Genomic DNA, 13,755 nt, shown 5'->3' with positions numbered 1-13,755 from the left:
GGATTCGATCCCCTTGGTCTGAGAAACAATCCGCTGGTGTTTTCCGAATTGTTCACTAAAATGTGAGGTATTCTTTTGGGGGAAAGAAAATGCTGCGAACCATCACTTTGGGAACATGTGTGTCCGTTCAGGGTATCTTCGTAAAAGATATGCCCGATGGGCGCATCGCTGTGAAAGTAGACGACACCGTTTATGCCGGCAAACCCGTCACCCGCAAGAACTAAGCGGTTTTCAAACTGTTCAACGAAAAAGGGGCTGCGTCACCGCAGCCCCTTTTTTGATGTCTTGATGTGACCCGACTTACGAAAGCGTACGGGTCACTTCTTCGCGTTCAAAGATTTCGATCACGTCATCAGGACGGATATCGTCATAGTTTTCAAACGCCATACCGCATTCCTGACCGGACTGTACCTCTGGCACCTCGTCCTTGAAACGCTTGAGTGTTTTCAACGTACCCTCATGGATCACCACGTTGTCACGCAGCAAACGCACCCCGGCAGAACGTCGCGCCACACCTTCGGTGACCAAGCAACCCGCAACCTTGCCGACGCCAGTGACCTTGAAGACCTCTTTGATCGACGCGTAGCCGATAAAGTTTTCTTTGATCTCCGCGCTGAGCAAGCCAGAGGCCGCCGCTTTGACGTCATCCACGAGGTCATAAATCACAGAATAGTACCGGATCTCGACGCCCTTTTGGTTCGCCGTGTTCCGTGCAGACGCATTGGCACGAACGTTAAAGCCCATGATCGGTGCGCCGGATGCCTCAGCAAGACCAACATCGGTCTCGGTGATCGCACCAACACCGGAGTGCAATACGCGCACGCGCACCTCGTCGTTGCCGATCTTCTCCATCGCCTGAACAATCGCTTCGGCAGAGCCCTGAACATCCGCTTTGACCAGAATAGGCAGCTCGCTGACGTTTTCGTCCGCCTTGGCGTTCGCCATCAACTGTTCAAGTGTCGTCGCCGCACCGGCAGCCGCACGTTTGTCCTTGGCCGCATTTGCACGATAATCCGCGATCTCACGCGCTTGTGCTTCGGTATCCGTTACGTTCAGAACATCGCCCGCTTCGGGTGTGCCGTTCAGCCCCAGAACCTCGACAGGAACCGAAGGTCCGGCTTCCTTGACGCGGTTGCCTTTGTCATCAATCAGCGCACGGACCTTACCGTATTGCTCACCCACAACAAAGATATCGCCCTGGCGCAGCGTACCGTTCTGAACCAGAACCGTCGCAACCGGGCCGCGGCCCACATCAAGCTGTGCCTCAATCACGGCACCAACGGCGGCGCGATCTGGGTTGGCCTTCAGTTCCAGAATTTCGGATTGCAACGCAATCGCTTCGAGCAGCTCATCAAGGCCCTGACCGGTGATTGCGGAGACTTCAACGTCCTGCACTTCACCCGACATTTTCTCAACAATCACTTCGTGTTGCAGCAGATCTGTACGCACCTTGTCAGGATCAGCCGCCGGGCGGTCGATCTTGTTGATGGCCACAATCATTGGCACTTCGGCCGCCTTGGCGTGATTGATCGCCTCAATGGTCTGCGGCATCACAGCGTCATCCGCCGCAACCACCAGAACCACGATATCCGTTACCTGAGCACCGCGCGAACGCATGGAGGTAAAGGCCGCGTGACCCGGCGTATCAAGGAATGACAGAACCTGACCACCATCCGTCGTGACCTGATAGGCACCGATGTGCTGAGTGATCCCGCCCGCTTCGCCGGCAACAACCTTGGCATTGCGGATCGCATCCAGCAGAGATGTTTTACCGTGGTCAACGTGACCCATGATCGTGATCACCGGTGGACGGCTCACCAGATCAGCCGGATCATCTTCGATCTCTTTGATCACATCTTCGACGTCCGCATCGGAAACACGGACCACCTTGTGGCCAAATTCCTCGATGATCAGTTCCGCGGTATCGGCATCAATGGTCTCGTTTTGCGTAACCATCATGCCGTTCTGCATCAGTGCTTTGACAACGGCGCCTGTCTTTTCGGCCATACGTGCAGCCAATTCGGACACAACAATTGCCGGTGGCAATTGCACATCACGAATAACCTTTTCGCGCTCAACACTGCCGCCCATCGCCTTTTGGCGTGCGCGTTCCTGCTTCCGCTTCATTTGCGCCATGGATCGCTGTCGGCCACCATCACGGCCAGAAAGCGCCTGATTAACCGTCAGCTTGCCAGACCGGCGGCTGTCATCACCACGGTTCTTCTTGTTCGTGTCCTCGCGGTCACGATCGGTTTTGCGAGGTGTGGCAGCCGGCGCAGGCTTGTTGGCCGGTGCGCGGGCCGTTGGGGCCGCCGCAACAGGAGCCGCAGCCGCCGCTTGCGCAGCAGCTTCGGCTTCACGGGCTTTGCGCTCGTCTTCCTCGGCTTTTGCCTTGAGGCTTTCTTCGCGCTCGCGTTCTGCCTTTTCTTTGGCTTCGATCTCGGCGCGGCGGCGTTCACGATCCTCTGCGCGGGCCTTTTCTTCGGCTTCGCGGGCAGCGGCCTCTTCGACCTCACGCGCCTTGGCCGCTTGCACAGCCTTCAGCCGGCGGGCCATTTCCGCATCTGTAATCCCCGCAGGACGTTTGGACGGATCACCAATAGGAGAGCCTCCAGCCGCACCGGACTTTGCCGCACCCGGCTTGGGTACAACAACGCGCTTGCGTTTGGTTTCGACCACGACGTTCTTGGTCCGCCCATGGCTAAAGCTTTGCTTTACGTTGCCCGGACGCGCAGGTGCCCCGCGCAGACCCAATGTTTTCTTGCCGTCAGTATCGCTCATTTAGCTCGTCATCCTTTCGGCTGGCCGTTGCCAACCTCGTTTTTGCGCACGCCTTTAAGTCGTTGGGCTTCCTCTACAACACGCAGAGTGAGTCCGCCAGAGGCGAGCGCCCCATGTATCACAGTTTGCCGACCGAATGCCAAACCCAATTCGTCTGCGGTCAGCCAGCCAATGTAGTGGCCGTAGTGCGGTGTGCTTAGTTTCGATTTGCCGCGGCCTGATCCGTCCACCGCCTGGACCAGCACCTCGGCTTCTTCTGTTTGCAGCCAGCCTTTGACTTTTTCGTAGCCCGCAACAGCCTTGCCAGATTTACGTTGCAGCGAAATCAGGTCAACGACCCGCCGCGCCAGTTGCCGCTCAACCTCATCGGCCAAATCATCAGCCACCGTAACCTGCTGTTTGGCCGCACGGGAAAACAGCTTTTTCTTAACGGCCATCTCAATCGCCGCGCGGTCCGATGCCACATATATGCCGCGGCCAGGCAGTTTGCCCAGAATATCCGGCACAATCTGCGCATCCGGCCCCACGACAAAGCGCACCAAACCATGCTTTGGTTGCACTTCGCCCGTGGCAATGCACTTGCGATCAGGACCGTTTTCCCGGTCTTTTGGAACGCCACCGCGACCCATCATGAACCTCCGAGGCCTGCGATCAGGCCCCGGTCTCCTCGGTCAGGTCTGCATCTTCGCCGTCCAGCGCCTCTTCTGCGTCTGCTTCCAGTTCTGCCGGATCGACCCAGCCCAGCAACACGCGGGCTGTCATGATCATGGTTTGTGCGTCCTCAAGCGAGATGTCGAAAGGTTCGAGAACCCCGTCATCCTTGACCCGCTCACCCTCAACAGTGGTCCAGCCACCGGCCAGCTCCCAATCCGCGCAGGTTGCGAAATCTTCCAGTGTTTTTACGTCGTCTTTGGCCAGCGCCTCAATCATCTGGGGTGTCAAACCCTCAAATTCAACAAGGCTGTCCTCGACACCCAATGCACGGGCATTCTCAAGCGCCGCTTTGTTGCGGGCCTCCAACACGTCGCGGGCACGGGCCTGCAGTTCATTCGCAGTGTCTTCGTCAACACCGTCGATCACCAACAGTTCGTCAATCTCGACATAGGCCACCTCTTCGAGGTTGGTGAACCCTTCGGAAACCAGAAGCTGGGCAAAGAATTCGTCCAGATCGAGGTTGTCCATAAACAGCTTGGTGCGCAGTTCAAACTCGGCCTGACGGCGCGCGCTTTCCTGCTCTTCTGTCATGATGTCGATATCAAGACCGGTCAACTGGGACGCCAGGCGCACGTTCTGACCTCGGCGGCCAATCGCCAGCGACAATTGCTCTTCAGGAACAACAACTTCGATCTTACCAGCTTCTTCGTCCAAAACAACCTTGGACACTTCGGCAGGCTGCAGCGCATTCACCAAGAAGGTTGGCTGATCTTCGTTCCATGGAATGATGTCGATTTTTTCGCCCTGAAGCTCGTTCACGACCGCCTGAACCCGAGAGCCGCGCATACCAACGCAGGCCCCAACCGGATCAATCGAACCGTCATAAGAAATCACGGCAATCTTGGCACGCGATCCGGGATCACGGGCAACCGCCTTGATCTCGATGATGCCGTCATAAATCTCCGGCACTTCCATCTTGAACAATTCGGCCATGAATTCAGGCGCGGTACGGCTCAGGAAGATCTGCGGGCCACGCTGCTCGCGGCGCACATCCTTGATGTAAACGCGGATCCGGTCGTTCGGGCGATAGCTTTCACGGCCGATCTTCTCGTTGCGGCGCAGGATCGCTTCGCCAGCGCCCACATCCACAATAACGTTGCCATATTCTTCACGCTTGACCAGACCATTGATGATGGTGCCTGCGCGATCCTTGAACTCTTCGTACTGACGATCACGCTCGGCTTCGCGAACCTTCTGCAAGATCACCTGCTTGGCCGACTGCGCGGCAATCCGGCCCATCTCGACCGGTGGCACTTCTTCTACATAAGTGTCGCCAACCGCAGGATTGTCCATGTATTGCTTGGCCTGCTCAACGGTGAATTCCGCCTGATAGTTCTCAAGCTCTTCATCCTCGACCACGGTGCGCACGCGGGTAAAGGTGGCGCGACCTGTCTTGCGGTCAATCGCCACGCGAATGTCCATTTCCGCGCCATAGCGGGACTTCGCTGCACGGGCGAGCGATTCTTCCATCGCTTCGACCACCAGATTGGGGTCGATCATCTTTTCACGGGCAACCGCCTCGGCGGTTTGAAGCAGCTCAAGCTGGTTGGCAGATGTAATGGCCATTAGTCTTCTCCCTCAGCAGACTCATCAGTCTGGATCTCATCGAATTGGGTTTCGTCAATTGCACCTGACGCCTTGCGTTGGCGCAGCATTTCTTTAATCAGATCATCCGTCAGAACCAGTTTGGCATCCGACAGCCAGTCAAACTTGAGGCCAATGGTGCCCTCTTCGACATTGATCAGCACTTCGTCATCCTCAACACCCGCCAGCGCACCCTTAAAGCGGCGGCGACCATCGATCAGCTCTTCTGTCTCGATCTTCGCCTCGTAGCCTTCGAACATGTCAAAGTCTTTGAGACGGGTCAGCGGACGGTCGATCCCCGGCGAGGACACTTCGAGCGTATATTCCTCGACAATCGGATCTTCGACATCAAGAATCGCGCCGATCGCCTGAGTGATATCGCTCAGATGATCCACTTCGATCCCGCCTTCGGGTTTATCGCACATGATCTGCAGCGTTGTGGTTTTGCCGCTCATCAGACGCACGCGCACCAGTTCAAACCCCAGATCCTCAATCACCGGTGTGATGATCTCGGCCATGCGGCGGTCAATGGCGGCTTTGGCTATCAGGTCGTTGGTCATGATCTCGCTTGGTATTGGGCACAAAAAAACGGGCGCGCGGCCCGTATCGTGTTTCGGTGGAGCGTTTGGTGTGGACCCGATCGCGCCGCTGTTGAGATGCATATAGGGGGATGGGCACGAAACTGCAAGCCGCTTTACCCAAACCACCACCGCTCAGCCGCGCGGAGGTTGTCCAGCGGGCGCAGGTTGCTGATCTGGGCAGGCTGGGCCAGATCGGCACTGACCGCCTGAACCGGTTTGCGGGCATCTGGCAGCAACACGATATCCGGCATCCCGGCCAAGCCTCTGGCATCATGCAGGTCTGCGGCATCCACAAGGTATTCGCCCAGCGCCTGACCGCGGACCATCTCTGATGGGATCGACGTCAGTTCAACTTCATCGAACCACCCCGCGCTGCCATCCTTGTAATGTTGAGACACGCGCGCTGCCAACAACCGCTGCCCCGGCACAAAGCGTTTCACCTGATAAAGGCCCGTGCCAATACCGCTGTCTGGCGCATGTGCGGGGCGAATCACATGATCTGGCTGCGCCAGTCGAAGGGGAAGGCCCGCGTCGGGCTTTGCCAGCCTGATTTGCAACTCAAACGGGCCAAGTGGCACGATATCCGCGTCCAACTGCCACGCCAGGCTTGCCGCTGCATCTGCGGATGTGAAGGGCTGACCATCGTGGAACCGCACATCCGGACGCAAATCAAAGATCCAGATCCGCCCATCCTCGGACGCACGCCAATCCAATGCCAACTCAGGGCGCAACGTGCCATCCGCAGCAACCTCTGTCAGCGTGTCAAAGACCAGCCCCTGCCGCGCAACCTGCATGAACAGACCTTCACCCATGGTCCAACTGTCATCGCGATTTGCACCAGAAAGCGCCATGCGCAACCGGCCACCCTGCTTCGGCAGGCCCGACGCCGACACGCCCGACGCCGCCAAAAGCGCCGCAGCTGCACCGCTGGTGAACAAGGCACGCCGGTCGATATGTGACCGCCGGGTCATTGCGCCGCAATCCTATCCATGGTCCGCACTAGCTCTGCTGAAATCCCCGGCTCTGACAACGCATGCCCTGCGTTCCGCACCATCATCAGTTCGCTTTCTGGCCATGCTTCCGACAGGGCATAGGCGCTGCTGGGCGGGCAGATCATGTCATAACGCCCCTGCACAATGGTGCCGGGAATATGTTTGATCCGGTCCATATTCGCGATAATCTGGCCGTCACTCTCAAGAAACCCGGCATGAGTGAAATAATGGTTTTCCAACCGTGAGAATGCGCGGGCATAATCCGCCGGCCCCTCATGCACAGACCCTGCCGAATGAATCGAGGCCAATGCATTTTCCCATGCGGCCCATGCACGGCCATATTGCCGCTCCACCTGCAGATCGCCGGAAAAAAGCCGCCGGTGATAAGCTGCGATCAGATCATCGCGTTCGCCTTCGGGGATCAAATCCACAAACCGTGCCCAAACCTCGGGCCAGAACTTGCCCGCGCCGCCGCCATAAAACCAATCCAGCTCGGCCCGGGTCATCAGGAACACCCCACGCAAGACCAGATGGCGCACTGCTTCGGGATGGCTTTGTGCATAGATCAACGCCAGCGTCGCACCCCAGGATCCCCCAAAAACGATCCAGTCTGATATGCCAAGCGTTGTGCGAATCAGCTCGATATCCGCCACCAGATGCCACGTCGTATTGTCCGTGACCGATGCATGGGGCCGCGACCGGCCACATCCGCGCTGATCAAACAAGATCACCCGGTACACCGATGGATCAAAATACCGCCGCATGGACGGGCTGCACCCGCCGCCGGGGCCGCCATGCAGCACTACAACCGGTATCCCCTCAGGGTTTCCGCATTGCTCGACATAGACCTGATGACCTTGCCCAACCGCCAACATCCGCTGATCGAACGGATCAACGGGCGGATAAAGATACTGCACTGCGCGCTTTTGGTCGGGATACTTGTCCATCACGGCCCTATATAGTCTTTCACAACACAAGAGCATAGGGAGCGTGGAATGCAAACGCCTCAAACAACAGTCGACCCCGCCGAAGTCGCAAAATTCGAAGCGATGGCCGCCGAATGGTGGGATTTGAACGGTAAATTCAAACCCTTGCACATGCTCAACCCCTGCCGGTTGGACTATATCACCAACCAGATCGCGGGCGAGTTTGACCGTGATCTGAAATCAGACGCGCCATTCAAAGGCCTGCGAATCCTTGATATCGGCTGCGGCGGTGGATTGCTGGCCGAACCGATGGCGCGGCTGGGTGCCGATGTGGTGGGAGCAGATGCCGCTGCTGGCAACATCCCCGTGGCGCAAGTGCATGCGGCGCAGTCGGGCCTCCAGATTGATTACCGTCACACCACAGCTGAAGCGATGGCCGAGGCGGGCGAACAATTTGACGCGGTTCTGAACATGGAGGTGGTCGAGCATGTCGCCTCCCCCATTGATTATCTGACCGCTTGCCATGATCTGCTCAAACCCGGCGGATTGCACATCTGTTCGACGATCAACCGCAATCCAAAATCCTACATGATGGCCATTGTTGGTGCCGAACACATCATGCGCTGGCTGCCCAAAGGCACACATGAATGGTCCAAGTTCATCACCCCGGATGAACTGTTTGACCTGCTGACCCGTGCAGGGCTGACCCCGGTGGATCGCAAGGGATTCGTTTTCAATCCCATCGCCTGGAGCTGGAGCCTGTCGGACAGGGATCTGAGCGTGAACTACGTCACCGCCAGCACGCGACCCAACTGACCTTTAAGCGAGCTGTTTGCGAATGCCGCGCAAGATTGGCAAAGCGGCGCGCGCTTGTTCTTCGCCCAGATCATCAACCACTTTGTTGATGGTCGGGGTGATCGCGGCAAAGGCATCATCCCGCGCCTGCCGTCCTGCGGGACTGATCTGTACGATCTTGCGGCGGGCATCGTCCCAATCCGGGCGCACGTGGATATACCCCGCCCATTGCAGCTTGTTCAGGGTATTGGTCATTGCTCCGCGCGTCACATTGAACCGCTCCGCCAGCTTGGCAGGCGTGCTTTCCTCGCCCTTGAACGCAAGAACGTTCAGTACCGAAAAATGTGAGATTTCCATGCCTTTTGGTAGAATCCTGGTCAGACTGCCCCGCACAGCGTGATCTGCGGCAAGCAGTTCACTGAAAAGCAATATAGCGAGGGCATTCTTGTCTTGCGTCATTGGTCTACCGGATCAGGGGGCCGAAATTCTCGGGCATTGGACAGGCTCGGCACCCTGCGCCGCGCCGCTTCCCCTTCTTCCATATTCAGATCAAAATTGTAAACGCCCGGCGCTTCCCCGGCATCAAGAATCACCTCACCCCAGGGGGAAACGACCAAGGAGTGACCATAAGTATCCCGTGTTTTGCGACTGGCGCTGGCGTGCGTACCCGTTTGACCGGGTGCAATCACGAAACACCCTGTCTCAATCGCCCGCGCCCGCAACAAGGCATGCCAATGGGCCGCGCCGGTCACGGGAGAGAACGCTGCAGGCACCGTGATGATCCGCGCACCGGCATTGGCCAGCGCCTGATACAATTTGGGAAAACGCACATCATAGCAAACGCTCATCCCGATGCAGGCGAAAGGGGTATCCGCAACCACCGCCTGCGTGCCGGGCCGGTATCCTTCGGATTCGCGGTAGGTCTCGGTCTCATTGATCTGCACATCGAACATGTGGATCTTGTCATACCGCGCTGCCACAGACCCATCGGGCGCAATCAGGAAACTGCGATTGGCAAAGCGCCCGTCAGGATCGTCTGTCTTAAGACCAAGAGATCCGATCAATAGCCAGATCCCCGCCTTCGCTGCCTCATCGCAAAGCGCGGCCAGAGTTTGATCCTCGCCCTCATACTGCAGGACATCCTGTTGATGGCGGCGGCTGGTCGAGACGCAATTGGTCACTTCGGGGGTCAGAACAAACTCCGCCCCCTGCGCCACCGCGTCCCGGAACATTCCGACAGTCACCGGCAGGTTTTCTGCCGGATCATCCGTCACATTCAGCTGAAGCAGGGCCGCCTTCATAATCACGCCTCAAGCAAAGCGTCGAGCTTGCCTGCCCGTTCGAGCGCGTGCAGATCATCCGACCCGCCCACATGATCGCCGCCAATAAAGATTTGCGGCACGGTGCGCCCTCCATTGGCACGTTGGATCATCTCGGCCTTGCGGTCGGGATTTGCCAGCACGTCAACCTCGGCAAAGCTGACGCCTTTGCTGTTCAAAAGCCGTTTCGCCGCGTGACAGAACCCGCAAAGTGGTGATGTGTAAATCTCGACGGTTTTCATGAACCGATCCCTTTCAACAAAACTGTTGAGAGGGATTTAAGCGTCTTTCACCGCCCGCGCCAGTGTTACGACACTGACCGGCCCCGATCCGGCATCCAGACAGGCCTGAGTCGCCGCAGATAATGTCGCGCCGGATGTCATTACATCATCGACCAAAAGCACCGGACGCCCGATCAATCGGTGTCGCCGACGCGGGTGGACACGCATGGCGTCCTGTAAGGTGCGATATCGCGTTTCGCGGTCCATGCCGTCCAGACGGCGTGTTCGCCGATGTCGCTGTAACAGATCAGGTGCCCAGGACAGCCCGCTCCGCTCTGCCAAAGCCTTGGCAAGAAGGGCCGATTGGTTATAGCGCCGCTGAATCATCCGTTGCCAATGCAAAGGCACTGGCGCGATCAAGGCCTGCTCTGGCACCAGTCCCTTGATCGTATTGGCCATCCACAAGCCAGCAGGCTGCGCGATTTCTTGTCGGTCGCCATGTTTCAGCGCCAGAACCAAATTGCGCCCGGTGTCGCGGTACAAGAGCGCAGACCGCCCGCGCACCCATGGCCGAGGCGACAGCAAACACGCATCACATTGATGTGAGACATCATCCTCCTCGCCCGGCAGAGGCACCCCGCAACTGTCACAGACCATGCCCCCGACAAATGCAGTATCGCGCCAGCATTTCCCGCACAGGCCAAAATCGCCATCCACAATATCACCGCAAGCCAGGCACCGAGGCGGATAAATGGCGTTCAGCCCTGTTTGAAGTCTGCTTGTTATCGTCATATCTACCCCGGATGACCCAGAATCCTGTTCTTACCGACCTGACGGCACTGCACCTTCACCGCGCCCGCGCCAATGCGGACGGGATGTTCCTGCACCAGACCGCCGCCGATGAAGTGGAAGATCGCCTGCAACTGGTTAAAAAGCCGTTTAGCAAGTTGGGATTGATCACCGGCTTTGCTGATTTCTGGGAATCACGCCTGCCAAACATGACCATTCTGCCTGACGACGACACCCTTTCGGTTGAGCCTGCCAGTTATGACCTGCTGGTTCATGCGATGGCCCTGCATTGGGCGAATGATCCGGTTGGCCAGCTCATTCAATGCCGCCGCGCCTTGCGGCCAGATGGCTTGTTCCTGTCCGTCGCTTTTGGCGGTCAGACCTTGCATGAGCTGCGGGCTTGCCTTGGTCAGGCCGAATCCACAGTAACCGGGGGCATGTCACCGCGCATCGCACCGATGGCAGAATTGCGCGATATGGGTGCCCTGCTGCAGCGGGCCGGTTTTGCCTTGCCCGTTGCAGACAGCCTGCCGCTTACCGTGGAATATGCCAACGCGTGGCATCTGATGCGTGATTTGCGCAGCATGGGCGAGACAAATGCCCTGACCGGCCGTTTGCGCCGCCCAACCGCCCGCCGCGTACTGGAGACAGCTGTGCAGCTTTATCAGAACAATTACCAGGGCACGAACGGGCGGATCACTGCGACCTTTGAACTGATCTTCCTCACCGGGTGGGCCCCTGACGAAAGCCAACCCAAGCCGTTGCGCCCCGGTTCGGCCCAACAACGGCTGGCCGATGCCCTTAAGACCGATGAGACAAAACTGCCTATTTGACCCCAAGGGCAAAGCGTCTATTTCAGCAAGATCACGTTTTTAGGATTTTCCCACATGCAGCCTGCCCGACCGCCCCATGCCAATGCTGACCACCCCGCTTTGCCGAAACAAAAGGTGGGTGTTCTGCTGGCCAATCTGGGAACGCCGGACAATTACGATTATTGGTCGATGCGCCGCTATCTGAGCGAGTTTTTGTCGGATCGCCGCGTGATCGATTATTCCCCCTGGCTGTGGCAGCCGCTTTTGCAGGGGATCATCCTGACCAAACGCCCGTTTACATCCGGTGCGGCCTATAAATCCATCTGGAACGAAGAGGCCGGCGAAAGCCCCTTGATGACCATCACCAAGGCGCAAACCGCCAAGATCACGGCGCGGATGCAGGAACAATACGGTGATGACGTGATGGTGGATTTCTGCATGCGTTACGGCAACCCGTCCACCCAATCAAAGGTCGAGGCGATGACCAAGGCAGGATGTTCCAAGATCTTGTTTTTCCCGCTTTATCCGCATTATGCCGGGGCCACATCCGCAACCGCTTGCGATGCATTCTTTGCAGCTTTGGGCAAAGAAAAATGGCAACCCATTGCGCGCGTGGTTGAGCCCTATTTCGACCGCCCGGATTATATCGAGGCTTTGGCGCAATCTATCGAGCGGGGCTATGCGGCAGCGGAAAACAAGCCGGACATTCTGATTTGCTCCTACCACGGTTTGCCGGAACGCTATCTGATGGAGGGCGACCCCTATCATTGCCAATGCCAGAAAACCACGCGGCTGCTCAAGGAACGGCTGGGTTGGGACAACACCCAGATCATGACCACATTCCAGTCCAAGTTCGGACCCGAAGAATGGCTGCAACCCTACACGGTGGAAGAGGTCGCGCGGCAAGCCAAGGCTGGCAAAACAAGTATCGCGGTCTGCGCACCGGCGTTCTCTGCCGATTGCATTGAAACGCTCGAAGAGATCAACGAAGAGATCAAGGAAAGCTTTGAGGAGGCGGGCGGCAAACACTTTACCTATATTCCCTGCCTCAATGATGACGACGCACATATCGGCGCGCTGACCAATACCATTACCGAAAACCTGCGCGGCTGGCTGGACTGAGCCTTTCCGGGCAAAAACCTACCCTTCAGACACAAAAAAGGCGGTACCGAGGTACCGCCTTTTCCGTTTTAGTTGTCGATACCGATTAGTCGGCAGCAACAGCCGCAGCAACGATTGCCAGCAGGATCAGCGGCAGCAGGATGCCGGAAGAAGAGCCAGTGGCTTCTTCAACAACAACAGGTGCTTCGATGACCGGGTCTGCAAGCGAACCAGCGTATGCAGTCGATGCGGCAGCTGTCAGTGCAGCGGCGAGAACGAGTTTTTTCATAACATAACCTCCAGAAAAGGCGTGCCACATCAATGTGCGGACACGCACCCAAGACTTACCTCGTAGTTCTGTCTAAACAGCATATACAGCGGATTGCAAACCCGGATTCCATTCAGACAACCTACAATCACCCAAATGTCGTCAAATTAGCAACACTTGAGTGCCCACTTCGGCCATCCCGAACAGCTCAGCAATATGTTCGTTGTACAGACCGATACATCCGTTGGAGGATTTGCGCCCGATCTTGCGGGTGTCATGGGTGCCGTGGATCCGGTAATATGTCCAGCTGAGATAAAGCGCATGCGTTCCCAGAGGGTTCTCAGGGCCGGGCCCAATGAACGGAGGCCATTCCGGATTGCGCTTGAGCATGGATGGCGTTGGCCGCCAGCTTGGCCCTTCGACCTTTTGCACAACTTTGGTCCGGCCACGACGGGTCAGATCCTCGGTCAGTGGCACGCTGGACGGATACAATTTGTAGATGCTCTGATCCTCTGACCAGTAATGCACCGCGCGGCTGTCGATATCGACCAGAATCGCGCCATTGTTGGTGTTGTCGAAATAGGGTTGCCAATCCAACGTCCGAAAGCTGGAGATATTCCGGCGGACAGTTTCCGTCAGATCCCGCTCATTCTCTGTGGTTGTCGAAGAATTGACGGCGCCGGTATCCTGCGCCAGCGCAGGGGTGGCCAACATCGCGGCGCTTCCGGCCAGAAACGCACGGCGGCCACCGTTGGAAAATTGACTGTCAGACATGATATGTCTCCCTCATTGGGCAATTTCACTATTTTACAGACATATATGGCGCGAAAGACGCAGTATCAAATCAAACCACCGTTAACTGGCAGACTCAC

General features: G+C 57.4%; 16 protein-coding genes. 4 read left to right on the top strand and 12 right to left on the bottom strand.

What is annotated here, in order from left to right; translation table 11 throughout:
* The first annotated feature begins 89 nt into the window (after positions 1-89).
* Positions 90-224 (top strand): hypothetical protein, encoded by a 135-nt coding sequence (locus K3754_RS00710; RefSeq protein ID WP_259939953.1) that lies wholly within the window; start codon positions 90-92, stop codon positions 222-224.
* A 76-nt stretch (positions 225-300) separates the two neighbouring features.
* Here K3754_RS00710 and infB read toward each other — a convergent pair whose 3' ends face one another.
* From infB to pip, 6 genes are all read right to left on the bottom strand, one after another.
* On the bottom strand, positions 301-2,781 hold the full coding sequence (infB, locus tag K3754_RS00705; protein WP_259939951.1) for a translation initiation factor IF-2: 2,481 nt from the start codon (positions 2,779-2,781) through the stop codon (positions 301-303).
* An 8-nt stretch (positions 2,782-2,789) separates the two neighbouring features.
* Positions 2,790-3,410, bottom strand: coding sequence for an RNA-binding protein (locus K3754_RS00700; RefSeq protein WP_203197884.1), 621 nt, complete (start codon positions 3,408-3,410; stop codon positions 2,790-2,792).
* A 22-nt stretch (positions 3,411-3,432) separates the two neighbouring features.
* Positions 3,433-5,061, bottom strand: coding sequence for a transcription termination factor NusA (gene nusA, locus K3754_RS00695; RefSeq protein ID WP_203209498.1), 1,629 nt, complete (start codon positions 5,059-5,061; stop codon positions 3,433-3,435).
* On the bottom strand, positions 5,061-5,639 hold the full coding sequence (rimP, locus tag K3754_RS00690; RefSeq protein WP_203209499.1) for a ribosome maturation factor RimP: 579 nt from the start codon (positions 5,637-5,639) through the stop codon (positions 5,061-5,063). Before rimP ends, nusA begins: the two co-directional genes overlap by 1 nt.
* 134 nt (positions 5,640-5,773) lie before the next feature.
* Positions 5,774-6,631, bottom strand: a complete 858-nt coding sequence (locus K3754_RS00685) for an ABC transporter substrate-binding protein (RefSeq protein ID WP_259939948.1) — start codon at positions 6,629-6,631, stop codon at positions 5,774-5,776.
* On the bottom strand, positions 6,628-7,599 hold the full coding sequence (gene pip / locus K3754_RS00680; protein WP_259939945.1) for a prolyl aminopeptidase: 972 nt from the start codon (positions 7,597-7,599) through the stop codon (positions 6,628-6,630). The genes K3754_RS00685 and pip overlap by 4 nt, the downstream gene beginning before the upstream one ends.
* 48 nt (positions 7,600-7,647) lie before the next feature.
* Between pip and ubiG the strand changes: the two genes are divergently transcribed.
* Positions 7,648-8,394, top strand: a complete 747-nt coding sequence (gene ubiG, locus K3754_RS00675; protein WP_203209502.1) for a bifunctional 2-polyprenyl-6-hydroxyphenol methylase/3-demethylubiquinol 3-O-methyltransferase UbiG — start codon at positions 7,648-7,650, stop codon at positions 8,392-8,394.
* Between the two features lie 3 nt (positions 8,395-8,397).
* Here ubiG and K3754_RS00670 read toward each other — a convergent pair whose 3' ends face one another.
* The 4 genes from K3754_RS00670 to K3754_RS00655 are packed head-to-tail and all read right to left on the bottom strand — an operon-like array spanning position 8,398 to position 10,705.
* Positions 8,398-8,832: a MarR family winged helix-turn-helix transcriptional regulator gene (locus K3754_RS00670; protein WP_203209503.1), complete on the bottom strand. Its 435-nt coding sequence runs from the start codon at positions 8,830-8,832 to the stop codon at positions 8,398-8,400.
* Positions 8,829-9,674, bottom strand: coding sequence for a carbon-nitrogen hydrolase family protein (locus K3754_RS00665; protein WP_259939940.1), 846 nt, complete (start codon positions 9,672-9,674; stop codon positions 8,829-8,831). Before K3754_RS00665 ends, K3754_RS00670 begins: the two co-directional genes overlap by 4 nt.
* A gap of 2 nt (positions 9,675-9,676) precedes the next feature.
* Positions 9,677-9,934 carry a glutaredoxin 3 gene (grxC, locus tag K3754_RS00660; protein WP_203209505.1) on the bottom strand — a complete coding sequence of 86 codons (258 nt, stop codon included), beginning with the start codon at positions 9,932-9,934 and terminating at the stop codon, positions 9,677-9,679.
* A gap of 36 nt (positions 9,935-9,970) precedes the next feature.
* Positions 9,971-10,705 (bottom strand): ComF family protein, encoded by a 735-nt coding sequence (locus K3754_RS00655; RefSeq protein WP_203209506.1) that lies wholly within the window; start codon positions 10,703-10,705, stop codon positions 9,971-9,973.
* An 11-nt stretch (positions 10,706-10,716) separates the two neighbouring features.
* Between K3754_RS00655 and K3754_RS00650 the strand changes: the two genes are divergently transcribed.
* Positions 10,717-11,535, top strand: a complete 819-nt coding sequence (locus K3754_RS00650) for a methyltransferase domain-containing protein (protein ID WP_259939936.1) — start codon at positions 10,717-10,719, stop codon at positions 11,533-11,535.
* 54 nt (positions 11,536-11,589) lie between these two features.
* The gene (gene hemH / locus K3754_RS00645; RefSeq protein WP_259939933.1) at positions 11,590-12,636 is read left to right on the top strand and encodes a ferrochelatase; all 1,047 of its coding nucleotides are present in this window, start codon (positions 11,590-11,592) and stop codon (positions 12,634-12,636) included.
* 85 nt (positions 12,637-12,721) lie between these two features.
* Here the strand turns inward: hemH and K3754_RS00640 are convergent, their stop codons facing one another.
* Together K3754_RS00640 and K3754_RS00635 are read right to left on the bottom strand one after the other, a co-directional pair.
* Positions 12,722-12,904, bottom strand: a complete 183-nt coding sequence (locus tag K3754_RS00640) for a hypothetical protein (RefSeq protein WP_203209509.1) — start codon at positions 12,902-12,904, stop codon at positions 12,722-12,724.
* A gap of 141 nt (positions 12,905-13,045) precedes the next feature.
* Complete coding sequence (locus K3754_RS00635; protein WP_203209510.1) at positions 13,046-13,657, bottom strand: L,D-transpeptidase; 612 nt, start codon at positions 13,655-13,657, stop codon at positions 13,046-13,048.
* Between the last annotated feature and the right edge of the window lie 98 nt (positions 13,658-13,755).

The organism is Sulfitobacter sp. M368 (genome assembly GCF_025141875.1).
In the GTDB taxonomy this organism is placed as follows: domain Bacteria; phylum Pseudomonadota; class Alphaproteobacteria; order Rhodobacterales; family Rhodobacteraceae; genus Sulfitobacter; species Sulfitobacter mediterraneus_A.
The sequence above is the reverse complement of the archived record's forward strand: the minus strand, read 5'-3'. Positions and strand labels throughout refer to the sequence as shown.